This window comes from Pseudomonas sp. NMI760_13, from assembly GCF_021283245.1.
GTDB lineage: Bacteria > Pseudomonadota > Gammaproteobacteria > Pseudomonadales > Pseudomonadaceae > Aquipseudomonas > Aquipseudomonas peradeniyensis.
Genome location: NZ_JAJSRC010000001.1, coordinates 93,889 through 119,201, shown reverse-complemented (window position 1 = coordinate 119,201; position 25,313 = coordinate 93,889). Strand labels below are relative to the sequence as shown.

The 25,313-nt window shown below is 65.4% G+C and carries 26 protein-coding genes; 16 read left to right on the top strand and 10 right to left on the bottom strand.

The window, feature by feature from the left end:
- The first annotated feature begins 73 nt into the window (after positions 1-73).
- Positions 74-214, top strand: a complete 141-nt coding sequence (locus LU671_RS00540; RefSeq protein WP_232854652.1) for a hypothetical protein — start codon at positions 74-76, stop codon at positions 212-214.
- On the opposite strand, the gene LU671_RS00535 is transcribed toward LU671_RS00540, so the two are convergent.
- From LU671_RS00535 to LU671_RS00520, 4 genes are all read right to left on the bottom strand, one after another.
- Positions 202-1,539, bottom strand: coding sequence for an imelysin family protein (locus LU671_RS00535; protein WP_203647882.1), 1,338 nt, complete (start codon positions 1,537-1,539; stop codon positions 202-204). The two genes, LU671_RS00540 and LU671_RS00535, sit on opposite strands and share 13 nt — an antisense overlap.
- A 158-nt stretch (positions 1,540-1,697) precedes the next feature.
- Entirely contained in the window at positions 1,698-3,749 is a 2,052-nt protein-coding gene (locus LU671_RS00530) for a putative bifunctional diguanylate cyclase/phosphodiesterase (protein ID WP_050703880.1), read from the bottom strand.
- Between the two features lie 321 nt (positions 3,750-4,070).
- Positions 4,071-4,667 (bottom strand): superoxide dismutase, encoded by a 597-nt coding sequence (locus tag LU671_RS00525; protein ID WP_203647881.1) that lies wholly within the window; start codon positions 4,665-4,667, stop codon positions 4,071-4,073.
- 354 nt (positions 4,668-5,021) lie between these two features.
- Positions 5,022-5,621 carry a LysE/ArgO family amino acid transporter gene (locus LU671_RS00520; protein WP_186713154.1) on the bottom strand — a complete coding sequence of 200 codons (600 nt, stop codon included), beginning with the start codon at positions 5,619-5,621 and terminating at the stop codon, positions 5,022-5,024.
- Between the two features lie 125 nt (positions 5,622-5,746).
- Here LU671_RS00520 and LU671_RS00515 point away from each other — a divergent pair, with 125 nt between their 5' ends.
- The 3 genes from LU671_RS00515 to LU671_RS00505 all read left to right on the top strand — a co-directional run bounded on the left by LU671_RS00515 (position 5,747) and on the right by LU671_RS00505 (position 8,594).
- Positions 5,747-6,637, top strand: coding sequence for a LysR family transcriptional regulator ArgP (locus tag LU671_RS00515; RefSeq protein ID WP_186713153.1), 891 nt, complete (start codon positions 5,747-5,749; stop codon positions 6,635-6,637).
- 49 nt (positions 6,638-6,686) lie between these two features.
- Entirely contained in the window at positions 6,687-7,682 is a 996-nt protein-coding gene (locus LU671_RS00510) for an NAD-dependent epimerase/dehydratase family protein (RefSeq protein ID WP_232854651.1), read from the top strand.
- Positions 7,683-7,769: 87 nt separating this feature from the next.
- Positions 7,770-8,594 (top strand): ATPase, encoded by an 825-nt coding sequence (locus LU671_RS00505; protein WP_203647879.1) that lies wholly within the window; start codon positions 7,770-7,772, stop codon positions 8,592-8,594.
- A 65-nt stretch (positions 8,595-8,659) separates the two neighbouring features.
- On the opposite strand, the gene LU671_RS00500 is transcribed toward LU671_RS00505, so the two are convergent.
- Both LU671_RS00500 and LU671_RS00495 read right to left on the bottom strand, forming a co-directional pair.
- A complete protein-coding gene (locus LU671_RS00500) occupies positions 8,660-9,709 on the bottom strand; it encodes an alkene reductase (protein WP_203647878.1) in 1,050 nt (349 codons plus the stop codon).
- A gap of 24 nt (positions 9,710-9,733) precedes the next feature.
- Positions 9,734-10,036: an ArsR/SmtB family transcription factor gene (locus LU671_RS00495; protein ID WP_203647877.1), complete on the bottom strand. Its 303-nt coding sequence runs from the start codon at positions 10,034-10,036 to the stop codon at positions 9,734-9,736.
- A gap of 151 nt (positions 10,037-10,187) precedes the next feature.
- Here LU671_RS00495 and LU671_RS00490 point away from each other — a divergent pair, with 151 nt between their 5' ends.
- On the top strand, positions 10,188-10,772 hold the full coding sequence (locus LU671_RS00490; protein ID WP_232854650.1) for an acyl carrier protein phosphodiesterase: 585 nt from the start codon (positions 10,188-10,190) through the stop codon (positions 10,770-10,772).
- Positions 10,773-10,904: 132 nt separating this feature from the next.
- Here LU671_RS00490 and LU671_RS00485 read toward each other — a convergent pair whose 3' ends face one another.
- Positions 10,905-11,687 carry a lysophospholipid acyltransferase family protein gene (locus LU671_RS00485; RefSeq protein ID WP_203647875.1) on the bottom strand — a complete coding sequence of 261 codons (783 nt, stop codon included), beginning with the start codon at positions 11,685-11,687 and terminating at the stop codon, positions 10,905-10,907.
- Positions 11,687-12,442, bottom strand: a complete 756-nt coding sequence (olsB, locus tag LU671_RS00480) for an L-ornithine N(alpha)-acyltransferase (protein WP_028689712.1) — start codon at positions 12,440-12,442, stop codon at positions 11,687-11,689. The genes LU671_RS00485 and olsB overlap by 1 nt, the downstream gene beginning before the upstream one ends.
- A gap of 133 nt (positions 12,443-12,575) precedes the next feature.
- Here olsB and LU671_RS00475 point away from each other — a divergent pair, with 133 nt between their 5' ends.
- The 7 genes from LU671_RS00475 to LU671_RS00445 all read left to right on the top strand — a co-directional run bounded on the left by LU671_RS00475 (position 12,576) and on the right by LU671_RS00445 (position 18,230).
- On the top strand, positions 12,576-13,463 hold the full coding sequence (locus tag LU671_RS00475) for an acyl-CoA dehydrogenase (RefSeq protein WP_203647874.1): 888 nt from the start codon (positions 12,576-12,578) through the stop codon (positions 13,461-13,463).
- Between the two features lie 118 nt (positions 13,464-13,581).
- Positions 13,582-14,658 carry a serine hydrolase domain-containing protein gene (locus LU671_RS00470; RefSeq protein WP_203647873.1) on the top strand — a complete coding sequence of 359 codons (1,077 nt, stop codon included), beginning with the start codon at positions 13,582-13,584 and terminating at the stop codon, positions 14,656-14,658.
- Positions 14,655-14,951 carry an amidase gene (locus LU671_RS00465; RefSeq protein WP_232854649.1) on the top strand — a complete coding sequence of 99 codons (297 nt, stop codon included), beginning with the start codon at positions 14,655-14,657 and terminating at the stop codon, positions 14,949-14,951. The genes LU671_RS00470 and LU671_RS00465 overlap by 4 nt, the downstream gene beginning before the upstream one ends.
- A gap of 44 nt (positions 14,952-14,995) precedes the next feature.
- Positions 14,996-15,577: a YceI family protein gene (locus tag LU671_RS00460; RefSeq protein WP_050703892.1), complete on the top strand. Its 582-nt coding sequence runs from the start codon at positions 14,996-14,998 to the stop codon at positions 15,575-15,577.
- 1 nt (position 15,578) lies between these two features.
- Positions 15,579-16,736 carry a phospholipase D-like domain-containing protein gene (locus tag LU671_RS00455; protein ID WP_232854648.1) on the top strand — a complete coding sequence of 386 codons (1,158 nt, stop codon included), beginning with the start codon at positions 15,579-15,581 and terminating at the stop codon, positions 16,734-16,736.
- 74 nt (positions 16,737-16,810) lie between these two features.
- Positions 16,811-17,389, top strand: coding sequence for a DJ-1/PfpI family protein (locus tag LU671_RS00450; protein ID WP_203647870.1), 579 nt, complete (start codon positions 16,811-16,813; stop codon positions 17,387-17,389).
- A gap of 250 nt (positions 17,390-17,639) precedes the next feature.
- Positions 17,640-18,230: a GNAT family acetyltransferase gene (locus LU671_RS00445; RefSeq protein WP_203647869.1), complete on the top strand. Its 591-nt coding sequence runs from the start codon at positions 17,640-17,642 to the stop codon at positions 18,228-18,230.
- Between the two features lie 115 nt (positions 18,231-18,345).
- Here LU671_RS00445 and LU671_RS00440 read toward each other — a convergent pair whose 3' ends face one another.
- On the bottom strand, positions 18,346-19,869 hold the full coding sequence (locus tag LU671_RS00440; RefSeq protein WP_186713142.1) for a fumarate hydratase: 1,524 nt from the start codon (positions 19,867-19,869) through the stop codon (positions 18,346-18,348).
- Between the two features lie 377 nt (positions 19,870-20,246).
- Here LU671_RS00440 and LU671_RS00435 point away from each other — a divergent pair, with 377 nt between their 5' ends.
- Complete coding sequence (locus LU671_RS00435) at positions 20,247-21,167, top strand: iron-sulfur-binding ferredoxin reductase (protein WP_232854647.1); 921 nt, start codon at positions 20,247-20,249, stop codon at positions 21,165-21,167.
- A 95-nt stretch (positions 21,168-21,262) separates the two neighbouring features.
- Here LU671_RS00435 and pyk read toward each other — a convergent pair whose 3' ends face one another.
- Complete coding sequence (gene pyk, locus LU671_RS00430) at positions 21,263-22,717, bottom strand: pyruvate kinase (RefSeq protein WP_023631128.1); 1,455 nt, start codon at positions 22,715-22,717, stop codon at positions 21,263-21,265.
- 181 nt (positions 22,718-22,898) lie between these two features.
- Between pyk and LU671_RS00425 the strand changes: the two genes are divergently transcribed.
- The 3 genes from LU671_RS00425 (at position 22,899) to sbcB (ending at position 25,260) form a co-directional block, all read left to right on the top strand.
- Positions 22,899-23,285 (top strand): tetratricopeptide repeat protein, encoded by a 387-nt coding sequence (locus LU671_RS00425; protein ID WP_050703897.1) that lies wholly within the window; start codon positions 22,899-22,901, stop codon positions 23,283-23,285.
- Positions 23,286-23,408: 123 nt separating this feature from the next.
- Complete coding sequence (locus LU671_RS00420; RefSeq protein ID WP_023631126.1) at positions 23,409-23,768, top strand: PilZ domain-containing protein; 360 nt, start codon at positions 23,409-23,411, stop codon at positions 23,766-23,768.
- A 61-nt stretch (positions 23,769-23,829) separates the two neighbouring features.
- Positions 23,830-25,260 (top strand): exodeoxyribonuclease I, encoded by a 1,431-nt coding sequence (sbcB, locus tag LU671_RS00415; protein ID WP_203647865.1) that lies wholly within the window; start codon positions 23,830-23,832, stop codon positions 25,258-25,260.
- Positions 25,261-25,313: the final 53 nt, after the last annotated feature.

Below are 25,313 nucleotides of genomic sequence, written 5' to 3'. Positions count from 1 at the left end.
TCAGTTGGCCTATCGGTAGGAGCGGCCTTGTGCCGCGAAAGGGCCGCGAAGCGGCCCCGGGATTTCGGAGCTGATGCAGAAACTGCCGGGGCTGCGTTGCAGCCCTTTCGCGGCACAAGGCCGCTCCTACAAGGGGGCGGTGGTGTTGCTGGAAAACAAAAAGGCGGCCCGAAGGCCGCCTCTGCTGAACCACGACGCTGATCAGAACTCGTGATCGGCGGTATCCGGGTTCAGGTTGTCGATGCCCAGCTTGCCCGCGGCCTGCTCGATCGCGCCGGTCTGCTTGACCAGCGAGGCGATGGCGTCACGCACGATCTGGTTGCCGGCGGCGTTGTCGGCGGCGATCAGCTGGTCGTAGTGCTCGCCCTTGAGGGCGTGATCGACGATCACCTGGATCTTGGCCTCGGTGGCTTCCAGGTCGGCCTTGAGGGTGGCGTCGGTGGCCGGGTCGGCCTTGGCCACCAGCGACGACAGGCTCGGGCCGCTCAGCTTGGTACCGTCGACACGGGTGTACTCGCCCAGGTAGACGTTGCGGATGCCCTTGGCGTCGTAGAAGTGCGAGTAGTGGGTGTTGTCGCTGAAGCAGTCGTGCTCGTCTTCCGGCGAGTTGGCTTCCAGCGAGACCTTCATGCGCTCGCCGGCCAGCTCGCCCAGCGACAGGCTGCCCATGCCGAACAGCATCTTGCGCAGGCCGTCGTTGGCCGGCTCGCCCTCGAGGGTGGCGCGGTAGTTGTCGGCGACGTTCGGCGCCCAGTTGCCGACCATCTCCTCGAGGTCCTTGACCAGCAGGTCGGTAACCGCTTTCAGGTAGGCGCGGCGACGGTCGTTGTGGCCGCCCGTGGCACCCTTGCCTTCCAGGTAGTCGGAAGCCGGACGGTTGCCCGCGCCTGGGCCTGTGCCATTGAGGTCCTGGCCCCAGAGCAGGAACTCGATGGCATGGTAGCCGGTGGCGACGTTGGCCTCCGAGCCGCCCAGCTCGTTGAGGGTGGCGAGCTTCTCGGGGGTGATGTCCTTGACGTCGATCTTGTCTTCGCCGACCTGGATCTCGGTGTTGGCGATGATGTTGGCGTTGGCCGCCGGGTTGCCCAGGGCGTGCTCGTAGCTCTTGTCGACGTAGTCGATCAGGCCTTCGTCCAGGGGCCAGGCGTTCACCTGGCCTTCCCAGTCGTCGATGATGGTGTTGCCGAAGCGGAACACTTCGCTTTGCAGGTACGGCACGCGCGAGGCGACCCAGGCATCACGGGCGGCCTTCAGGGTCTGGTCGTTGGGCTTGGCCAGGAACGCGTCGACGGCGGTCTGCAATTGCTTGGCGGTGCTCAGCGAGTCGCTGTACACGGCATGGACCATGTCGGCGTAGTGCTTGACCACGGCCTTGGCGGCCGCTTCATCGACAGCCCCCGGCGCTGCGGCGGCGGTGCTGGCGGCGGCAGGTGCCTGGGCTTGCGGTGCGGCGGCCTTGTCGTCCTTGCCTTCGCCGCAACCGGCGAGGGCGATGGCGATGGCCAGCAGACTGGCGGAGGCCAGAGGCATTCGAATCATTGTGGTTTCCTGCGTCGTGTGGTTGGACCAAGGGTGGACCGTGCGCCGTGGCACGCGAAACCGCCACATCATGCGAAAGATTTGCATTTGCTGTAAAGGGGCGGGCGCGCATTTCATGCAAACGCCCGTTCGCGGTGCACCGCCAAGGCCGGCGGGGCTTACAGGGCGGAAACCTGGTTGCGTTGCGCCTGTTTGAGGAAACTGGTCAGTTCGCGCGCGGACAACGGCTTGCTGTAGTGGTAGCCCTGACCCTCGTGGCAGCCCTGGGCGATGATGTAGCTCTCCTGCTCGGCGGTCTCGACGCCTTCGGCGATCACCTGCATGCCCAGGCTCTTGCCCAGCTGGATGATGGCGCGAACGATGGTGGCGTCGTCGTCATCGTCGAGCAGGTCCTGGACGAAGCTCTTGTCGATCTTGATCTTGTCCAGCGGCAGCGATTTCAGGTAGCTGAGCGAGGAATAGCCGGTGCCGAAGTCATCGATGGCGATCAAGGCGCCGGAGCGGCGCAGGCTCAGCAGGTGCTGGGCGGCGGTGCTGATGTCTTCCATCAGGCCGGTCTCGGTGACTTCCAGCTCCAGGCTGCGGGGTGGCAGGCGGTAGGCCTGCAGCAGGTTGTTGACCACCCGCGGCAGTTCGTTGTGGTGCAGTTGCACGGTGGACAGGTTGACCGCCATGCGCAGTTCGCTGAAGCCCTGGTCGTGCCATTCGCGCAGTTGCCGGCAGGCTTGGTCGAGCACCCATTCGCCGATGCTGATGATGCTGCCGTTCTGCTCGGCCAGGGGGATGAACTGGTCGGGCGGGACCATGCCCAGCTCCGGGTGCTGCCAGCGCAGCAGCGCCTCGACGCCGACCACGCGGTGGTCGCGGTAGCTGATCTGCGGCTGGTACACCAGGTACAGCTGGTTGCGCGGCAGGGCTTCGCGCAGGTCCTTTTCCAGCTCGCGACGGCGGCGCATCTCGCTGTCGACACTGGCGATGTAGAACTGGTAGCGGTTACGTGAGCGGGCCTTGGCCAGGGTCATGGTCTGCTCGGCTTTCTGCAGCAGCTTCTCGGTGCTGTCGCCGTCCTCGGGGAACAGGGTAATGCCGATGGTGGCGCGCAGGCGGATCTGCTGGTGGTCGAGGTCGAAGGGCGCCTCGAGGTCGTCGAGGATGCTCTGGGCCAGTTCGGCGGCTTCATAGGGCTGCTCGATGTTGGCCTGGACCAGGGCGAACTGGTCGCCCCCCAGCCGGGCCAGGGCGCCAAGGCGGCCGCTGTGGGCGCGCAGGCGGTCGGCCAGGGCCAGCAGCAGCTGGTCGCCGACCTGGTAGCTGAACTGCTCGTTGATGCCCTTGAAGTCGTCCAGGCCCACGCACAGCACGGCGACGCGGCGTTGCAGGCGGCCACCGTCGTCCAGGATCTTGTCCAGTTGCTGTTGCAACTGCTGGCGGTTGGGCAGGCCGGTGAGGAAGTCGTACTGGGCCATGCGCTGCAGGCTGTTCTCGGCCTCGTGGCGCAGGTGGGTGTTGCGTTCGATGGAGGCCAGCAGCTGGTTGGCGGTGTTGACCCAGAGGCCCAGCTCGTTGCGCTCGTGACCCTTGAGCTGCGGGATCTGGTGCTGGCTGGGGCGGTCGGGGTTTATCTGGGTCAGGTGGTCGATGATCTTCGACAGTGGCTTGGTCAGCAGCCAGTGGTACACCAGGTACAGCACCAGGCCCATGGCCAGTGCCCTGAGCACGCCGGAGATGAAGATGATCACGGCGTTGATCAGGAAGTCCTCGCCGTAGGAAGAGGTGTCGAGGGTGATGCTCAGGTCGCCGTAATACTCGCTGTACGGGCCGCGGCCGACCAGCTGCGTGGTGTAGGTGCGCTCCTGGCCGAGGATCAGGTCGGTCAGCCAGCGCATGGACATGTCCTGCAGCGGCCGGGATTTTTCCGCCAGCATGGTTTCGTTCGGGTGGCCGATGGAGGCCATGCGCACCGATTCGTCCTGGAACAGGCCTTCCATCACCTGCATGCCCATTTCCCGGTCGAGGCTGTACACCGCCTGGGTCGATGGGTCGCGGAACATGTCGAGGATGCGCTGGGCATCGTTGTTCACGGACTGGCGGGTCTTGTAGGCGTCATAGACGATCTGCGCACAGCTGAGTACGACGCCGACAGCCAGCGCCGAGAGCAGTACGACCCTCAGCAGCTTGACCGATAAGCTGTTTCGAAATTCCAGCTTCAATGGGGTTTCCTTAATCCATGCGCATGCCATTATTTTGCCATCAACCATGGCGGGAGACTATCGACCCGATACCCCGGCAGGCAACCCGTCCGTCGACGGAATTGCCCTTGGCTCTGTATCGGTCGAGCGGTCATGCGACTTGAGTGCGCTGCGTCAACTTTCCAGATGGTTGATGTTAGCGCGCTATGCGGGCTGAGCAAGAGCGCGGAGATGGGTTGCAAACAATTCTGTCAGGTATGCCGTTACCGAATGCGGCGACATCCCGCCAGGCAATAAAAAACCCGGCACTCAGGCCGGGTCTTTTGAATTCAAGGCGAATGATCAGGCCTTGAAGGTCTTGCCTTCGAACTGCTCGGCAACGAAGGTCCAGTTGACCAGGTTCCAGAACGCCTCGACGTACTTCGGACGCAGGTTGCGGTAGTCGATGTAGTAGGCGTGTTCCCAGACGTCGCAGGTCAGCAGCGGGGTGTCGCCGCTGGTCAGCGGGCAGCCGGCGCCGATGGTGCTGGCCAGGGCCAGGGAGCCGTCGGCCTTCTTCACCAGCCAGCCCCAGCCGGAGCCGAAGGTGCCGACCGAAGTCTTGGTGAACTCTTCCTTGAACTTGTCGAACGAACCGAAGGCGGCGTTGATGGCCTCGGCCAGGGCGCCGGTCGGCTGGCCGCCGCCGTTTGGCGACAGGCAGTTCCAGTAGAAGGTGTGGTTCCAGACTTGGGCTGCGTTGTTGAAGATGCCGCCCGAAGAGCTCTTGACGATCTCTTCCAGGGTCTTGCCTTCGAATTCGGTGCCTGGGACCAGGTTGTTCAGGTTCACGACATAGGTGTTGTGGTGCTTGTCGTGGTGAAACTCCAGGGTTTCCTTGGAGATGTGCGGCTGCAGGGCATCGTGGGCGTACGGCAGCGGCGGCAATTCAAAAGCCATGGTGGATCTCCTGATTCAGGTCTGTTTGCGGTTTGCGCCAGGCCTCACGGGTGGCCTGATGAGCGTCGGCGAGTTTGTACCCTTTGCGACGCAAGGGCAGGATCATAGCACCGGCCCGGGCGCTTAACCACGCAACATCTGTGGGGAATAGAGGTTCCAGAGCGGTTGGCCGGGCCCGACAGGCGGCCCCTTCCAGGCGATGTGCTATCCCTGTAGGAGCGGCCTTGCGCCGCGAAAGGGCCGCAAGGCGGCCCCGGCGATCTTTGCATGCACGCTGAAATCCTGGGGCCGCTACGCAGCCCTTTCCGGCCGGTCCGACGTCTCGGCAAGGCCGCTCCTACACAGGGGCGCGGTTCAGTTGAAAATGAGCTGCGCCGCCACCGCGAACATCATCACCGCCACCATCAGGTCGAGCATGCGCCAGGTCGCCGGGCGAGCCAGCCACGGCGCCAGCCAGGCGGCGCCGATCGCCAGGGTCGAGAACCACACCAGCGAGGCACTGGCGGCGCCGGCCACGTAGGCGCCGGGCACGGTCTGCTGTGCGCCGAGGGAGCCGATCAGCAGCACGGTGTCCAGGTACACATGGGGGTTGAGCAGGGTCACCGCCAGCGCGCTCAGCAGCACCGCGCGGCGCGAGCGCACACCCTGGCCTTGCTGGTGCTGCAGGCTTTGCTTGGAAAACGCGCTGCGCAGGGCCTTGGCGCCGTACCAGATGAGGAACACCGCGCCACCCCAGCGCGCCACGGCCAGCAGCGTGGGATTGTGCGCCAGCACCGTGGCCAGGCCGAACACGCCAGCGGCGACCAGCAGCGCGTCGCAGACCACGCACAGCGCCGCCACCGGCAGGTGATGTTCGCGGCGCAGGCTCTGCGCCAGGACGAAGGCGTTCTGCGCGCCGATGGCCATGATCAGGCCGAAGGCCACCAGCATGCCGTTGAGATAGCTTTGCCACATAGCGGGAACACTCCACGGGCACCGATGCAAGCATCGGCACGGATCAACAAGAAAGATGTGGCTATTGTCAGGGCTGCAGCTGTATAAGAAAAACAAATAGAGCTGATCAGTCATTAGAGAAATCGATGTTCGACTACAAGCTGCTCGCCGCCCTCGCCGCGGTGATCGAACAAGGCGGTTTCGAACGTGCCGCCCAGGTGCTGGGGCTGTCGCAATCGGCCATCTCGCAACGCATCAAGCTGCTCGAAGCGCGGGTCGGCCAGCCGGTGCTGGTGCGCGCCACGCCACCGAGCCCGACCGAGGTCGGCCGGCAGTTGCTCAACCATGTGCAGCAGGTGCGCCTGCTCGAGCGCGACCTGCAGCGCCAGGTGCCGGCGCTGGACGAGGAAGGCATGCCCGAGCGCCTGCGCATCGCCCTCAACGCCGACAGCCTGGCGACCTGGTGGGCCGGTGCGGTGGGGGCCTTCTGCGCGCAGCAGCAGGTCTTGCTTGACCTGGTGGTCGAGGACCAGGAGGTCGGCCTCAAGCGCATGCGTGCCGGCGAGGTTGCGGCCTGCCTGTGCGGCAGCGAACGTCCCGTGGCTGGGGCGCGCAGCCTGCCGCTGGGGTCGATGCGCTATCGAGCGCTGGCCAGTCCCGCGTTCATGGCGCGCTACTTCCCCCAGGGTTTCGCGGTCGAGCGGTTGGCCCGTGCCCCGGCAATCGTGTTCGGGCCGGACGATTTTCTCCAGCATCGCTACCTGGCGTCGCTAGGCGTGCAGGAAGGTTTCCTGCATCACCTATGCCCCTCGTCCGAAGGTTTCCTGCGCATGACCGAGGCCGGCCTGGGCTGGGGGCTGGTGCCGGAGCGGCAGGTGGCCGAGCAGCTGGCCCGTGGTGAGCTGGTGGAAATCTGCGCCGATACTCCCATCGATGTACCGCTGTACTGGCATCATTGGCGCAACGGCGGGCAGTTGCTCGCCCAGCTGACCGACCACCTGCGCCATTCGGCGCGGCAGTGGCTGGTGCCCTTGTAGGCACATCGGGCGTCAGTTGCATCCGAAATCTGGCAAGGCGGAGTCTTACATGCGAATTCTGGTCACCGGCGCGAGCGGCTTCATTGGCGGGCGCTTTGCGCGTTTCGCCCTGGAGCAGGGCCTGGAGGTGCGGGTCAATGGTCGGCGGGCAGAGGGCGTGGAGCACCTGGTCAAGCGCGGGGTGCAGTTCATCCCGGGCGACCTGGGCGACGCCGAATTGGCCCGGCGCCTGTGCCAGGGTGTGGATGCGGTGGTGCATTGCGCTGGCGCCGTGGGCACCTGGGGCCGCTACCAGGACTTCCACCAGGGCAACGTGGTGTTGACCGAGAACGTGGTCGAGGGCTGCATCAAGGAGCATGTGCGGCGCCTGGTGCACCTGTCGTCGCCGTCGATCTACTTCACCGGCCGGTCACGCCTGGATATCCGCGAGGACCAGGTACCGCGCCGCTTCCATGACCATTACGCACTGACCAAGCACCTGGCCGAGCAGAAAGTGTTCGGCGCCCAGGAGTTCGGCCTGGAAGTGCTGGCGCTGCGACCGCGTTTCGTCACCGGGGCCGGCGACGCAAGCATCTTCCCGCGGCTGATGCGCATGCAGGCCAAGGGGCGCGTGGCGATCATCGGCAATGGCCTGAACAAGGTCGATTTCACCAGTGTGCACAACCTCAACGAAGCGCTGCTCAGTGCGTTGTTCGCCGAGGAGCAGGCACTTGGCCAGGCCTACAACATCAGCAACGGCCAGCCCTTGCCGCTGTGGGACGTGGTCAACTACGTGATGCGCCGCATGCAGCTGCCGCAGGTCACCCGCTACCGCTCCCCCGGCCTGGCCTATGGCCTGGCGGCGCTCAACGAGGCCGCCTGCCTGCTTTGGCCCGGGCGTCCGCAGCCGACCCTCAGCCGCACGGCGGTGCAGGTGATGAGCAGCGATTTCACCCTCGATATCGGCCGCGCCCGGCAGTACCTGGACTACCGACCCCAGGCCGATGTGTGGTCCGCGCTGGATGAATTCTGTGCCTGGTGGCAGGCGCAGGCGGGACAACGCTGAACCTGTGGGCGGGATGATGGTCATCAGTGCGCCGCCCAGGCGGTTTATACTCATGTCTCTTTGCTACCACCGCGGTTGAATGCACCCATGCGTAACGACGCCCACGACGATTTTGACGATGTGCCCACCTTGCGTGCCGGCACCCCCGACGACGATGAACTGCTGCCCGCCCATGTGGCCCGCAGCCGCCAGAAGGCGGCGCGCCCACGCAGCAATGGCCCGCTGTGGGCCTTGCTCGGTGCCTCGTTCATCGCCCTGGGCGGGCTTGGCTGGTGGAGCTTCCAGCAGATCACCCTGATGGAGCAGCAACTGGTGGCGACCCAGGAGAGCTTTGCCCGCATCAGCGAAGAAGCGGCCGGGCGCCTGCAGGCGATCAGTGGCAAGGTCGATGCCAGCGAGTCCAGCAACAGCACCGGCAGCGAGGCGTTGAAGCTGCAGATTCGCCAGTTGCAGGCCTCGCTGGCGGAGCAGGGCAAGCAGCAGCAGGGCGTCGCCGGGCAGGCCGGGGACTTGGGCAAGCGTCTGGAGCAGGTGCTGGCCGACACCCGCGAGCAGCAGAAGGCGGTGACCGAGTTGCAGGGCCAGTTGCAGGCGCAGCTCAAGGCGGTCAACGCGGAGCTTGCGGCGCTCAAGTCGGGCCAGGTGGATGGCGGCAAGCTGGATGGTCAGCTCAAGAGCCTGAGCAATGAAGTGGCGGCGCTGAAGAAACAGGGCAACCCGAGCGCGGCCATCGAGAGCCTGGAGCAGGATGTGCTGGTGCTCAAGAGCCAGGTGGACAACCGCCCGGCCACATCGGCCGGCGGTGCCTCGGTACAGGAGTTCGATGCCTTCCGCGGGCAGGTGACGCGCAATATCAGCACCCTGCAGAGCCAGATCCAGAACCTGCAGCAGCAGATCAACGCCCGGCCCTGAGTCCTTGGACTATCGCTGGGCAAGCCCGCTGCCACGACGACGAACCTGCCCTACGTTCGCTTCACTCACATCCGTGGATAGTCGATGTAGCCCACGGCCCCCTTGGCGTAGAAGGTTTCCGGACGCGGCGCATTGAGCGGCGCGTCGGCGGCCAGGCGCGCGGGCAGGTCGGGGTTGGCGATGAACGGGATGCCGAAGGCCACCGCATCGGCCTTGCCGCTGGCCAGGGCAGCGTTGGCGCTGGCCTTGTCGAAGCGCTCGTTGACGATATACGGGCCAGCGAACGCCGCCTTGATCAGTGGGCCGATGCTGTCGTCGCCTTCCTTCTCCCGCGAGCAGATGAAGGCGATGCCACGCTTGCCCAGCTCCCGTGCCACGTAGGTGAAGGTCTCGGCACGGTCGGCGTCGCCCATGTCGTGGGCATCGGCCCGTGGCGCCAGGTGCACGCCCACGCGGCCCGGGCCCCATACCTCGATGGCGGCGTCGGTAACTTCCAGCAGCAACCGCGCGCGGTTCTCCAGCGAGCCGCCATAGCGGTCGGTGCGCTGGTTGGTGCTGCTCTGCAGGAACTGGTCGAGCAGGTAGCCATTGGCGCCGTGGATCTCCACGCCGTCGAAGCCGGCGGCCTTGGCGTTCTCGGCGCCGCTGCGATAGGCCTCGACGATGTCGGCGATCTCTTCGGTTTCCAGGGCTCGTGGGGTCGGATAGTCGCTCAATGGGCGCACCAGGCTGACATGGCCCTTGGGCTGGATCGCGCTGGGGGCCACCGGCAGCTCGCCGTTCAGGTACGACGGGTGGGAGATGCGCCCGACATGCCACAGTTGCAAGAAGATCCGCCCACCGGCGCCGTGGATGGCCTTGGTCACGTTGTGCCAGCCACGCACCTGCTGGTCGTTCCAGATTCCCGGGGTATCCGGATAGCCGACGCCCATCGGCGTGACCGAGGTCGCTTCGCTGAGAATCAGGCCGGCGCTGGCGCGCTGTACGTAGTACTCGGCCATCAGCGCGTTGGGCACGCGGCCTTCGTCGGCGCGGCAGCGGGTCAGCGGGGCCATGATGATGCGGTTGGGCAGTTCCAGGTCGCCCAGCGTGATCGGGTCGAACAGCGTAGTCATATGCGAAGCCTCGCGTGGATCAGGTCAGAGCTCTTGGCTCATTTGCTCGAGGAACGCCTTGATGGTCGCCTCGTTGCGTTTGAAGAAATGCCACTGGCCGATCTTCTGGCTGCTGATCAGGCCGGCGCGCTGCAGGGTGGACAGGTGGGCGGAGACGGTCGACTGCGACAGGCCGCAGCGTTGGTCGATCTGCCCGGCACACACACCGTGCTCGGTGCTGTGGTGCTGGTCGGGAAACTGCGCGGCCGGATCTTTCAGCCAGTTGAGGATGTCTCGCCGGACCGGGTGGGCCAGGGCTTTTATGATTTCGTCGAGATCGAGGGGCATGGTTGGCTCGTGGTGTGTAGCGGTATATCGCGATGGAGCGAAATATAAATCGCTGCATCGCGATATACAAATATGAAAGGGTTCTGAGGCAAGCGTCATTGGCTATATCGGTTCATGACGATATGGGGGTGGGCGGTGCTAGACTGGCGCCATGAACTACCTCGCGCACCTTCACCTGGGCGGCCCCGCGCCGCAACAACTGCTCGGCAGCCTGTATGGCGACTTCGTCAAGGGCTCGCTCGAGGGGCGTTTTCCGCCGGCGCTGGAGGCTTCGATCCGGCTGCACCGGCACATCGACAGCTACACCGACAGCCACCCGCTGGTGCTGGCGGCGCTGGCGCGTTTCCCGCGCGAGCGGCGGCGCTTCGCCGGGATCGTGCTGGATGTGTTCTTCGATCATTGCCTGGCCAGGCACTGGGGGGAGTACGCGGAGCAGCCGCTGGTACAGTTCACCGGTAACTTCTACAAGGTGCTGCTGGCTGAACCGCAGCTGCCGGGCCGGCTGGCACGGATCGCGCCGTTCATGGCGGCGGATGACTGGCTGGGGGCCTATGGCGACTTCGCCACCCTGGAGCAGGTGTTTGGCGGCATTGCCCGGCGCTTGTCACGGCCCGAGGGGATGGACGGGGTGATGGGGGAGCTGGAGCGTCTGTATGAGCCTTTGTTGGCGGATTTTCGTGAGTTCTATCCGCAACTGCAGGCGTTTGCGGTAGCGCGAAGAGTGGCAGGCAGTTGATGCTCTCCTGCCTGTGCTGGCCTCTTCGCGGGTAAACAGCTCCCACAGGTACAGTGCACTAGTTGAAGCTGGCGTTGCCCTTGTGGGAGCGGGTTTACCCGCGAAGAGGCCGGCACAGCTGACGTCAACTGTTCAGGCCGCCTTGGCCAGGCGGCGCGGCTCGACTTCCACGATGCCGAACAATGCCTGGCGCACCGCCTGCTGCGCCTGGAACGCCAGCGCCGCGCGTTCCTGGCCTTCGCTGCCAATCGGAGGCAACAGGTGGATCACCACCTCGCCCCGGTCGTGGCCAAAGATCCGCATCAGATGGGACACCAGGTCGTCCTCGCCAATGAACGGCGCGATCGAATCGGCTTGACCCGCGCGCAGATACTGGATCGCCACCGGCTGCAGCGGCGTGCCCTGATCGATGGCCCCGGCGAGTAGACGTCCATGGAAGGTACGCAGGGTGCGACCGTCGGTGGTGGTGCCTTCCGGGAAGATCAGCAGGGGGCGTTGCTCGCCCAGCTGTTCGCTGATCTGCTGGCGCAGGCGTTGGGCATCGCCACCGCCACGGCGGATGAACAACGTACCGGCTTTTTCGGCCAACCAGCCGGCCACCGGCCAGTGGCGGACCTCGGCCTTGGACAGGAACGACAGCGGTGTGAGCATGCCGAGCAGCGGGATATCGGTCCACGATACATGATTGCAGACCCAGAGCATTGGCCGTTGTGGCAGTTCACCCCTGACCTTTACGTCGAAGGGCAGGGCGGCAACCAGGCGGCCCATGAACAGGCGTGTCCAGCGCTGGCGGTGTTCGATCGAGGCCTTCAGGCCCAGGCGTTCGCCCAGGGCGATGATGCTGGCCATTGCCAGCCCCAGGGCCAGCACCAGGAACAGCCGCAATAGGCGGGCAGCGGCCCGCAGGCGCAGCATCAGACCGCCGCCTTGAAGTGACGGGCGTAGCGCGGGCAGAGGTCGTCGCGCTTGAGCAGGATGAACACGTCGGCGACCTGGAAGTCCTCGTCCCAGCAAGGCTCGCCGCAGATCTTCGCGCCCAGGCGCATGTAGGCCTTGAGCAGCGGCGGCATCTCGGCGATGACGTTGTTCGGCAACGGCAGGCTGGGCAACGGGTTCTTCGGTTCGGCGCGTAGGTGTTCGGTGCACAGGTAGCGTTCACGCAGGCGCTGCATGATCGCGTGGGCTTGTACGCCGCCGTCCTGCATGGGGATGCTGGCGCAGCCCATCAGGTAGCTGTAGCGGCCTTCGTTGAGCACTTCGGCCAGCTCGCTCCAGAGCACGGCGATGGTGCCGCCGTTGCGGTAGGCCGGGTCGACGCAGGTGCGGCCCAGTTCGAGGATCGGGCCCTGAAGCTGCAACAGCCCGTGCAGGCTGAATTCTTCTTCGCTGTAGAAGCGGCCCAGGCTGCTGGCGGCCTGGTGGTCGAGCAGGCGGGTGGTGGCGACCAGTTGGCCGGTGGCCAGGTCGCGCACGCCGATGTGGCGGCAGTGGATGTCGTAGTCGTCCATGTCCAGGCCGTGTTCGGCGCCCTTGAGCTTGGCCTTGAATTCGGCGCTGAACACCTTGAAGCGCAGGGCCTGTGCTTCCTGCAGGGCCGCGGCGCCGACCAGGCGTTCGGCTTGCAGACGGCGTTCAGTGCTGTTGTCGCCAGAGCGAGCGATCCGAGTCATTGCGAGTCTCCATAAGCCAGCCAAAGGGTTGCGGCCGGTCGGCTTTGTTGTGCAAAGTCAGCCTAGGTACGCCCGGTGTCACCCCTGTGAATCTTTGGTGATGCTTGCGTGACACCCCTACAAGGAGCTTGCGATGGCCTGGTTGCAACGACTCAACGACCCCTTGCGCCACCCACTGGCGGCGACCTTGGGCGAAACCTATGCGGCGGTGCTTGAACGCCTGGGCGCCGTCGCGCCGTTCGAGCTGGCGGTGCTGGGCGGGCGGGCCATGGCCACGCCGGGCCTGGCCTTCCTGCTCGGTTACCAGGCGGCGCTGCGCGTGCTCTGGCCCAGCGCCCCCGCCAGCCTGGGGGCGTTGTGCGCCACCGAGCGGCGCAGCGTGCGCCCGGCGGACATGCACACCCGCCTCGATGGTTTGCGCCTGACCGGCAGCAAGGACTTCGTCACCGCCGGGCTGGACGCTGAATGGTTGTTGGTGGCGGCGCGCCATGAAGGGCCGGGCGAGGCGCCGCGGTTGCAACTGGCGGTGGTCTATCCGGGGGAGCCGGGTGTCAGCCTCGAGGCCTTGCCGACCCTGCCGTTGATGCCCGAAGTCGGCCATGGCCGGCTGCAGCTCAAGGAGGCCGCGTGCGAGTTGCTTGCCGGCGATGGCTGGGACGCCTACGTCAAACCGTTCCGTTCCCTTGAAGACCTTTATGTGCTCGCCGCGCTGGTGGCCTGGCTGCATGGCGTCGCCCAGGAATGCGCCTGGCCGCAGGACCTGCGGCTGCGGTTGATCGCGCTGCTGGCCGGTTGTGCCGAGGGCAGCCGGCAATGCCCGGACAGCGTGGCCTGCCACTTGCTGCTGGGTGGCCTGTTTGCCCAGTTCCAGGGCTTGCGGAGCGAGATCGACCAGGCGTTGGCCGCAGGGCCCGAGCACTGGGCGCAATTGTGGCTGCGCGACCAGGGCCTGCTGGCGCTGGCTGGCGCGGCCCGTGACAAGCGCCTGGCCAAGGCCTGGAGTGCCGCCGGATTGTCATGAAAGCCTGAGAAATTGGGGGCACCTTTGAACCTGGGCCGCCGTGCGCCCGATCGCGGGACCTGTGGGAGCGGGCTTGCCCCGCGATGGGCGCACAGCAGCCCTCTGCAGGTTGCTCCCCATGAAGGCACTATTGCTTGCCCTGGCCATGACCGCAGGCCCGGCCTTGGCCGAAGACTGGCCCACAGCGCAGTGGCCAGTCGATAACGCTGTCATCGACTGGCAAGCCGTCGACTCCTACGCCTTCGCGCCACGCGCTGCCGAACGCGGCGGCATTCGTACCGACGCACTGTTGATCATTCGCGATGGTCGTATTCTCCATGAGCGCTACGTTGAGCCAACCCGTGCCGACACACCGCACCTGACCTGGTCAGTCAGCAAGAGCGTGCTGGCCACGGTCATGGGCGTGGCCTACGGTGAGGGGCGCTTCAAACTCGACGAACCGGCCGTGCGCTACTACCCGGCCCTGCAGCAGCATCCCGGGCTGCGCCTGGCCCACCTGTTGCACTGGGCCAGTGGCCTGGCCTGGCAAGAGGACTACGAATATGCACCCTTGAAGTCGTCGGTGGTGGCCATGCTCTATACCCGTGGCCGCACCGACATGGCGGCCTACACGGCGGCAATGCCCGCCGCCAGTGCGCCCGGCACGCATTTCGCCTATTCCAGCGGCGACAGCAACCTGCTCGCCGCCAGCCTGCGCGGCATGCTCGACCCCGCGGGCTATGCCGACTACCCCTGGCAGGCCCTGTTCACCCCGCTGGGGATCGACAGCGCGGTCTGGGAGCGGGATGGCGCGGGTACCTATGTCGGTTCTTCCTATCTCTATCTCGATGCCCGCGACCTGGCGCGCATCGGCCTGCTGATGCAGCGCGACGGACGCTGGCGCGAGGGCCAGTTGCTACCAGCTGATTGGGTGGCGTTCAACCGCACCCTGTTCAGCGCCGCCCAGCCGGTGCCGGGCGAAGCCAACCCCGGCGGTCATTGGTGGCTCAACCAGCCGCTGCCCGGGCAGTCGGCGCCGTGGCCGGATGCGCCAGCGGACACCTTCGCCGCGCTCGGCCATTGGGGCCAGGCGCTCTATGTGCTGCCCTCGCGCAAGCTGGTGATCGTGCGCTACGCCGATGACCGCGACGCCAGCTTCAGCCACAACGAACTGCTCAAGCGGGTGCTGGCCGCCGTGGCCGGGGAGGGCGCATGAAGCGGGTCGTGCTCGTGCTGTTGCTGGCCGGGTTGGCCTGGGCCTGGCATGAGCGCCGGGCGCTGGCGGACTTCCCGGGCATTCTCTCGGCCTATTCGGCGAAGGAGTATTGTTCGTGCCGCTTCGTCATGGGCTTCGCGCAAACCTACTGCCGAGGCTATGTACAGCAGTACCTGCCCTTGAGCCTGCTGGAGGAGGACGGCGCCCGGCGCCTGGTCACCGCCGAAGGACTGGGGCGGGGCAACCAGGCCGCCTGGCAGGGCATGCGCGAGGGCTGCCGCTTGCTGCCGTGAGACCGTGCGGGTAAGGTTGACGGCCTTGATTTACAGGATTTCACATGTTCAAGCCGTCCCGCCTGCTGCCCGCCCTCCTGCTCGCCCTGTGCCTGCCCGCTCACGCCAACTGGCACCTGGACGGCGAGTCCTCGCGCCTGTCCTTCGTCACCGGCAAGAACGGCAATATCGCCGAGGTCAACCGATTCCTGGTGCTGCACGGCAAGGTCGACCGCAAGGGCGCGGCCGAAGTGAGCATCGAGATGGACTCGATCAGCAGCGGTATCCCGCTGCGCGACGAGCGCATGCGCGACAACCTGTTCGCCTTCGAGCAGTTCCCCGAGGCCACGGTACAGGCGCAGATCGACCTGCGTCCGATCAACGACCTGGCCAATGGCGCGCAGCTGGAGCTGCGCCTGCCGGTCAGCGTCACCCTGCATGGCCAGACCCGCAGCTACAACACCCTGCTGCTGGCCACGCGCCTGGACGAGCGAAGATTCCAGGTGGTGACCCTCGAGCCGCTGATCCTGCGCGCCTCTGACTTCGGCTTGCTGCCGGGTCTGGAAAACCTGCGCAAGCTGGCCGGGCTCAAGTCGATCAATCCCTCGGTGCCGGTGAGCGCGGTGCTGATCTTCACTGCCCGCTGACATGCCGGGGCCGGTCTTCCCCTGGCGGGATGGCAACCAGTTCGAACTGCTGATCGACGGCCCCGAGTTCTTTCCGCGCATGCTGCTGGCGATCGTGCGCGCCGAGTTCCAGGTCGACCTGGAGCTGTACCTGGTCGAGGGCGGCGCCTGCGCCGAGGCGGTGGTCGAGGCCCTGGAGCAGGCGGCGCGACGCGGCGTACGGGTGCGCTGCCTGTTCGACGACTACGGCTCGCTGGCCTTCCCCACGGCCCTGCGCGAGCGCCTGCAGGCGGCGGGTGTCTACCTGCGCTGGTACAACCGCCTGCGCTGGCGCCGGGGTTTGCGCAACCTCTATCGTGATCATCGCAAGCTGCTGCTGGTGGATGAGCGGCTGGCGGTGGTCGGCGGCACCGGGGTCACCGATGAATTCTGGACGCCGGGCGAGGAGGCCAGCGAATGGCATGAGGTGATGGTGCGCATGCAGGGGCCGATCGTCACTGACTGGCAGCTGTTGTTCGATCGCCAGTGGCACGCCAACCAGCGCCGCACCGCCTGGCGTCCGCCCGAGGGCTTCGGCCTGCCGCGCCTGCCCCAGGTCCCGGCTCAGGGCCAGGGCATGGGTCGAGTGGCCTACGCCGACGCCCGCCAGCACAAGGACATCCTGCATGCGCTGGTGCGCGCCCTGAACAGCGGCCAGCGCCGTATCTGGCTGGCCACGCCTTACTTTCTACCGACCTTCAGCGTGCGCCGCTCCCTGCGCCGCGCTGCGCAGAAGGGCCTCGATGTGCGACTGCTGTTGACCGGCCCGCGCACCGATCATCCGGCGGTGCGCTATGCCGGGCACCGCTACTATCCGCGACTGCTGCGCGCCGGGGTGCGGATCTTCGAGTACCAGCCGTGCTTCCTGCACCTGAAGATGGTGCTGGTGGATGACTGGGTCAGCGTGGGGTCGTGCAATTTCGATCACTGGAACCTGCGCTTCAACCTCGAAGCCAACGTCGAGGCCCTCGACCCGCCGCTGACTGCCGCGGTGGCCGCCAGCTTCGAGCGCGACTTCGCCCAGAGCCTGGAAGTCGATCTGGCGCGCTGGCATGCGCGGCCGTTGTGGCGGCGGGTGCAGCAGCGCCTGTGGGGCTGGCTCGACCGGGTGGTGGCCAACCTGTTGGATCGCCGAAACTAGCGTCGTATATCGCCTTCTGGCAAAGCGGACTATCGTGCAGGGACTGTTCCCAGACAACCGAAGGAGTGGATGCGATGACGGCGAAGAAGATTCTCATGCTGGTGGGCGATTACGTCGAGGACTACGAGGTCATGGTGCCATTCCAGGCCCTGGCCATGGTCGGCCATACCGTCCATGCCGTGTGCCCGGAGAAGATTGCCGGGCAGACGGTGCGCACGGCGATCCACGATTTCGAGGGCGAGCAGACCTACAGCGAGAAGCCGGGACACAATTTCGCCCTGAACTACGACTTCGTCCAGGTGCGCGCCGAAAGCTACGACGCGTTGCTGATTCCCGGTGGCCGCGCCCCAGAGTACCTGCGCCTGAACGACAAGGTGCTGGAGCTGGTCAAGGCCTTCGACCAGGCTGGTAAGCCGATCGCGGCGGTGTGCCATGGGGCCCAGTTGCTGGCGGCGGCAGGTGTGCTCGAAGGGCGTGAGTGCAGCGCGTATCCCGCCTGTGCACCCGAGGTACGGCTGGCGGGTGGGCGGTTCATCGATATCGCGGTGGACCAGGCCCACGTGGACGGTAACCTGGTGACGGCACCGGCCTGGCCTGCGCATCCGGCGTGGCTGGCGGCGTTCTTGAAAGTGCTGGGCACCCGTATCTCCTGACTGACACGCTGAACTGTAGGAGCGGCCTCGTGCCGCGAAAGGGCCGCAAAGCGGCCCCAGGATTTCAGCGTGCATGCAAAGATCGCCGGGGCCGCTTTGCGGCCCATTCGCGGCACGAGGCCGCTCCTACAGGGATCGAGCACTTGTAGCGGTCATGGAGAAATACCTGTCGCGCAGGGGAAAGGCCGCAGGGCAGGGTGGGTGCTAGGGTGGACCTCAGTCATAGCCATCGACAGGACGACCGCCCCGCATGGAAATCCGCTTGCTCCATGGCGCCGCCATCGCGCCTTACATCGATGATCTCGCGCACCTGCGTCTGACGCTGTTTCGCGAGTTTCCCTATCTCCTGGACAGCTCCCTGAGCCACCAGGCCGATTACCTGGCCAGCTACGCCGAGTCCGGCCGCAGCCTGGTGGTACTGGCGCTGGACGGCGACCAGGTGGTGGGCGCCGCCACCGGCCTGCCGCTGGTGGATGTCGATCCCGAGTTGCAGCAACCGTTCCTCGCCCAGGGGCGCGACCCGGCCTCGGTCTACTACTTCGGCGAGTCGGTGCTTTTGCCGGCGTACCGTGGACAGGGACTTGGCGTACGCTTTTTCATCGAGCGCGAGTCCTATGCGCACAAGCTGGCCGAGTTCGACTGCTGCGCGTTCTGTGCGGTGGAGCGCCCCTCCGGACACCCACGGCGTCCGGCGGACTACAAGCCATTGCAGGGGTTCTGGCGCAACCGAGGCTTTTTGCACGAGCCGTCGCTTCGCACTGCCTACCGTTGGCGGGACCTGGACGAGCAGGCGCAATCGGCCAAGATCATGTCGTTCTGGCTCAAGGCGCTGCCTGCTTGAAACTAGAGGGCTGTGAAACGACAACGGCCCCATCGAGGGACAAGCCCGGCCCCCACAAGTCAGCGTGGGAGCGGGCTTGCCCCGCGATGGGGCCGCCGCTGTTACAGCAGGAGGCTTACTTCACTTCAACCGCCAGACTTTCGGCGATCTTGCCCTGCCACAGCGCAGGACCGGTGATGTGCACCGACTCGCCCTTGCTGTCCACCGCGACGGTGACCGGCATGTCCTTCACGTCGAACTCGTAGATCGCTTCCATGCCCAGTTCGGCGAAGGCCAGGACCTTCGACTTGCGGATGGCCTGGGCCACCAGGTAGGCGGCGCCGCCGACGGCCATCAGGTACACGGCCTTGTTGTCCTTGATCGCCTCGATGGCGGTCGGGCCACGCTCGGACTTGCCGATCATGCCCAGCAGGCCGGTCTGTTCGAGGATCTGGCGGGTGAACTTGTCCATGCGGGTGGCGGTGGTCGGACCGGCCGGGCCTACCACTTCGTCACCGACCGGATCGACCGGGCCGACGTAGTAGATGAAGCGGCCCTTGAGGTCGACCGGCAGCTCTTCGCCGCGGTTGAGCATCTCGACCATGCGTTTGTGCGCGGCGTCGCGGCCGGTGAGCATCTTGCCGTTGAGCAGGATGGTCTCGCCCGGCTTCCAGCTGGCGACTTCTTCCGGGGTGATGTCGTCGAGGTTGACGCGACGGGCGCTCGGGCCGGCTTCCCAGACGATTTCCGGGTAGGCGTCCAGCGACGGCGCTTCCAGCTCGGCCGGGCCGGAACCGTCGAGTACGAAGTGGGCGTGACGGGTGGCGGCGCAGTTGGGGATCATGCACACCGGCAGCGACGCGGCGTGGGTCGGATAGTCCATGATCTTGACGTCGAGCACGGTGGTCAGGCCGCCCAGGCCCTGGGCGCCGATGCCCAGCTGGTTGACCTTGTCGAACAGCTCCAGGCGGATTTCCTCGAGGCGGTTCTGCGGGCCACGGGCCTTCAGCTCATGGATGTCGATGGACTCCATCAACACTTCCTTGGCCATGACCGCGGCCTTCTCGGCGGTGCCGCCGATGCCGATGCCTAGCATGCCAGGCGGGCACCAGCCGGCGCCCATGGTCGGGACGGTCTTCAGCACCCAGTCGACGATCGAGTCGGACGGGTTGAGCATGGCCATCTTCGACTTGTTCTCCGAGCCGCCGCCCTTGGCTGCGACATCCACCTCGACCTTGTCGCCAGGGACGATCGAGTAGTGGATCACGGCCGGGGTGTTGTCCTTGGTGTTCTTGCGGGCACCGGCCGGGTCGGCCAGGATCGAGGCGCGCAGGACGTTCTCGGGCAGGTTGTAGGCGCGGCGCACACCTTCGTTGATCATGTCGTCGACGCTCAGGGTGGCGCCGTCCCAGCGTACGTCCATGCCGACGCGGATGAACACGGTGACGATACCGGTGTCCTGGCAGATCGGGCGGTGGCCGGTGGCGCACATGCGCGAGTTGATCAGGATCTGGGCGATCGAGTCACGCGCGGCTGGCGACTCTTCACGCAGGTAGGCTTCGTGCATCGCCTGGATGAAGTCGACGGGGTGGTAGTACGAGATGAATTGCAGGGCGTCGGCGACGCTCTGAATCAGGTCGTCTTGCTTGATCACGGTCATGCAGCGCGCTCCTCTTAAAGACGGGAACATTCGAAAAGGCATTCCGACAATGCACACCTGTATGTCAGGAACGCCTGGCAAGGCGCCGGCTGGTCGGGCCGGCACAAAAAGGCGCGGCAGTATACCGTGCCGCGCCTTCGGAAACACCTGCACGTGGTCTGGAGCAAGGTCGGCAGGGAAAGGGCATCCTTTTTGCTGATGACGTGAGCGTTGCAATGCAGTTCAATGAGATCAGCGTAATGTTGACCGGGGCTGCCTTGCAGCCCTTCGCGGGTAAACCCGCTCCCACAGGGCCATGCATTTCCCCTGTGGGGGCGGGTTTACCCGCGAAGGGCCGCAGAGCGGCCCCAATCGCTTGTACTTGGAGATGAACTGACATGCCAGAAGTTTGCGTGGGCGAGCGCCGCTGGGCGGTGCCGGCCGGCAGCAACCTGCTCGATGCGCTCAACGACGCCGGTTGCACCGTGCCTTACAGCTGCCGCGCCGGTAGCTGCCACGCCTGCCTGGTGCGCTGCCTGGAGGGTGTCCCCACCGACGCGAAACCCGAGGCATTGGCGGCGGACAAGCGTGAGCAGGGCTGGCGCCTGGCCTGCCAGTGCGCGGTCGCCAGTGACTTGCGGGTGGCGCTGTTCGACCCCCGAAACGATGGCCTGCCGGCCACGGTGATCGGCCTGGACTGGTTCGCCGATGTGCTGCGCCTGAGGCTGCAACCGGAGCGGCCATTGCGCTACCAGGCCGGGCAACACCTGGTGTTGTGGAGCGGCAGCGTTGCGCGGCCCTATTCGCTGGCGAGCCTGCCGGGCGAGGACGACTTCCTCGAGTTTCACCTGGATTGCCACCGTCCCGGAGCGTTCTGCGACCAGGCAAGGCAGCTTCGCCTGGGGGATGTGCTGAGGCTCGGCGAACTGCGCGGCGGTGCGTTGCACTATGACCCGGACTGGCAGGCGCGGCCGCTCTGGCTGCTGGCGGCGGGCACCGGACTGGCACCGTTGTGGGGCATCCTGCGCGAGGCGTTGCGACAGGGGCACCAGGGGGAAATTCGGGTGCTGCACGTGGCACACACCGCTGAGGGGCACTATCTGGCGCAGTCGTTACAGGCGCTGGACGGAGTGACGGTCGAATGGGTGTTGGCGGCGCAGCTGGATGAAGCGCTGGCTGGGTTGAAACTGATGTCGCGTCAGACCATGGCGCTGGTGTGCGGGTCGCCTGGGAGCGTGGAGCGCTTTGCCCGACGGCTGTTCATTGCTGGGGTGCCACGTAGTCAGATATTTGCGGACGTATTTACCGAGCATGTTTGAGGGCTGAAAAGCATCGCGGGGCAAGCCCGCTCCCACAAGTGCCGAGGGGATCGGCGTGGGAGCGGGCTTGCCCCGCGATAGGGACTGCCGAGGGATCAACCAACCAGCGGATCACCCACGTGCAGGATCTTCATGCCATTGGTGCCACCGATGGTGTGGTAGCTGTCGCCCTTGGTCAGGATCACCCAGTCACCTTGTTCGACCAGGCCGCGCTTGAGCAGCTCGTCGACCGCCGCCTGGCTCACCTTGTCGGCCGGCAGCGAGGCCGGGTCGAAGGCAATCGGGTAGACGCCGCGGAACATGTTGGCACGGGCCTGGGTGGCGCGGTGCGGCGACAGGGCGAAGATCGGCACGTGCGAACGCAGGCGCGACATGATCAGCGGGGTGTAGCCACTTTCGGTGAGGGCAATGATCGCCTTGACGCCGGGGAAGTGGTTGGCGGTGTACATCGCCGCCAGGGCGATGGACTCGTCGCAGCGCTCGAAGGTGGTGTGCAGGCGGTGGCTGGACTTCTGGCTGGTCGGGTGCTTCTCGGCGCCCGAGCAGATACGGGCCATGGCCTGTACGGCTTCGATCGGGTAGCTGCCGGCGGCGCTTTCGGCCGACAGCATCACCGCGTCGGTGTTGTCGAGCACGGCGTTGGCCACGTCGGACACTTCGGCGCGGGTCGGCATCGGGTTCTGGATCATCGACTCCATCATCTGGGTCGCCACGATCACTGCCTTGTTGTTGCGGCGGGCGTGCTGGATGATCTTCTTCTGGATGGCGATCAGCTCGGCGTCGCCGATTTCCACGCCCAGGTCGCCACGGGCGACCATGACGGCGTCGGAAGCGAGGATCAGCTGGTCGAGGGTCTCGTCATCGGCCACGGCTTCGGCGCGTTCGATCTTGGCCACCAGCCAGGCGCTGCCGCCGGCTTCGTCACGCAGCTTGCGCGCGTATTCCATGTCGCTGGCGTCACGCGGGAACGATACGGCCAGGTAGTCCAGGTCCATTTCCGCGGCCAGCTTGATGTCGGCCTTGTCTTTTTCGGTCAGGGCCGGCGCGGTCAGGCCGCCACCTTTGCGGTTGATGCCCTTGTGGTCGGACAGCGGGCCACCGATGATCACCACGCAGTGCAGGGCATCGGCGGTGGCGGTTTCGACGCGCATGACCACGCGGCCGTCGTCGAGCAGCAGTTCGTCACCGACGCCGCAGTCCTTGACCAGGTCGGGGTAGTCGATGCCGACGATGTCCTGGTTGCCTTCGGTCAGTGGGTGGGCGGTGGAGAAGGTGAACTTGTCACCGACTTTCAGTTCGATGCGCTTGTTGGCGAACTTGGCGATGCGGATCTTCGGACCCTGCAAGTCGCCCAGCAGCGCGACATGGCGGCCGTTCTTGGCGGCGATGTCACGGATCAGGCGGGCGCGGGCCTTGTGCTCGTCCGGGGTGCCGTGGGAGAAGTTCAGGCGTGCCACGTCCAGGCCGGCGAGGATCAGCTGTTCGATCACTTCCGGCGAATTGCTGGCGGGGCCAAGGGTGGCGACGATTTTGGTACGGCGGATGGTCATGCACAGACTCCTATAGTGAAGCGCAGCGAAAGGCTACTCCTCAATTGCGCTGTAGTCATTGTTCCGTTGCACTACCCGCACACGAAGCAGGGTTGCGTTTGAACGGTACGGGTATGCTTGCAAATGGCGGTGAAGATTTGCCGTGAAAGGCCGATACACTGCCCATCAAAGGAGAATTTCCATGCGCACCCTGATCGTTTTGACCATGGCGGCCAGTGTCGTCGGCTGCACCCGCTGGTCCATGGACCACCACTTGAACAATGCCTATCGCGCCTACGACCGTGGCGATTGCGCGAAAGTCATGCTGGAGCTGTCGCAGGTCGACCGCACCAGCCGCGCCCGACCGTTCATCCACCCGGAGGTGTCGCTGCTGCGTGGCCAGTGCCTGGAGCGGCAGAAGCTCTTCGTCGACGCGGCGCAGACCTACCAGTACCTGATCCAGCAGTATCCGCGCAACGAGTACGCCTACCGCGCCCAGGCCCGCCTGCAGACGCTGGAAAAGCTCGGGCACCTGCGCGGCAGCGAGGCGACGGTGGCGAGTCCCGTGAACACTACACCTTGGCGTTAATCCCAATGTGTCGATGATTTCATGTAGTCCGTCCGTCGGACTGGGCTAATCTGTTAGAGAGTCGTAACGTTCATCGCCAGTACCTTGTCTTCCTGGCCCCAGGTACAGGATTTCACTGCGATCATGTTTATCGAGCGACACATACAACGTCATCAGCTGCCTTGCGTGCTCAAGGTGTTCAACCGCTGCACCGACCAGCAGATCGGCTATCTGGGCAATGCCTCGGAAGACGGCCTGATGCTGATCAGCCAGTTGCCGGTGCTGGTGGGGCCGGATTTCGAGCTGCAGCTACGGGTGCCCCTCGCCGGTGGCGGACTGCAGTTCATCAACCTGACCGCCAGTTGCCTGTGGTGCCGCGAGGATGAGACGCCGGGGCATTTCGATGCCGGCTTCATGCTGCTGCAGGCACCGCAGGAATACGATGAATTCGTTCGCTCCCTGCGCGACTTCTTCAGCTTCAGGCCCATGAACGCCTCCGCCTGAGGCTGGCCCCGCCCTCGTACATGCCGCTAGACTCTGGTCGACCTTGATACAGGAAGACCCCGTGAGCTCCAGCATTTTCTGGCACGACTACGAAACCACCGGCATCAATCCGCGTAGCGACCGCCCGCTGCAGGTGGCCGGCGTGCGCACCGACCTCGACCTCAACGAGATCGAGGCGCCGATCAGCCTCTACTGCCGCCCCTCTGACGATATCTTGCCGCATCCGGCGGCCTGCCTGGTGACCGGCATCACCCCTCGGCAACTGGCCGACCAAGGCCTGTGCGAAGCCGAGTTCATGACCCGGGTGCACGATCAACTGGCTCGCCCCGGCACCTGCGCTGCAGGCTACAACACCTTGCGTTTCGACGATGAGGTTACCCGCTACAGCCTCTACCGCAACTTCTTCGACCCCTACGCCCGGGAATGGCAGGGTGGCAACAGCCGCTGGGACCTTATTGACGTGGTCCGCACCGCTTATGCGCTGCGCCCCGAGGGGATCGTCTGGCCACAGCAGGACGGGCGTACCAGCCTGCGCCTGGAACTGCTGAGCAAGGCCAATGGCATCGACCACGGCCATGCCCACGAGGCGCTTTCCGACGTGCGGGCGACCATTGCCCTGGCCCGCTTGATCCGCGAGAAACAGCCGCGGTTGTATGACTGGTTGTTCCAGTTGCGCAGCAAGCACAAGGTCATGGAACAGGTTCGGCTGTTGCAACCGCTGGTTCATGTATCCGGGCGTTTCTCGGCCCAGCGCAATTATATCGGCGTGGTACTGCCTTTGGCCTGGCATCCGCGCAACCGCAACGCGCTGATTGTCTGTGACTTGCAACAAGATGCTTCGCCGCTGCTCCATGAAAGTGCAGAGGCATTGCGCCAGCGCCTGTATACGCGGCACGAAGACATGGCCCAGGGCGAACTACCGGTACCGCTGAAGTTGGTGCATATCAACCGCTGCCCGGTATTGGCGCCACTGTCGGTACTGCGCCCGGCCGATCAACAACGCCTGGGGCTCGAGTTGTCGGCATTGCAGGCACGGGCAGAGCAGTTGGCCAATCAGCAGGCCATGTGGGGAGACAAGCTGGACATCATTTATCAGGAAGAAGGCTTTGCCCCCAGCGAAGACCCGGAGCAACAGTTGTATGACGGTTTTCTAGGCGACCGCGACAAGCGCCTGAGCGAACAAGTACGGCGTGTGGATCCGGCGCAATTGGCGCATGGACAATGGATGTTCGATGATCCGCGGCTGCCTGAACTGCTGTTCCGCTATCGCGCGCGAAACTTTTCCGACACCCTTGATGAACAAGACCGCGCACGTTGGCATGCGTTCTGTCAGCAGCGTCTTACAGATCCTACTTACGGTGCGCCTAATACCGTGGCGGACTTCGAGCAGGCATGCCAGAGCAGTTGGGCCGATGCCAGCGAAGCGGGACGGCAGGTGCTGGAGGCCTGGCAAGCCCATGTCCGGCAACTGAAAGTGCAGTACCAGCTTTGAAATGTGCAGATAAACAAAAACGCCGGCAAGTGCCGGCGTTTTTCATGTTGAAA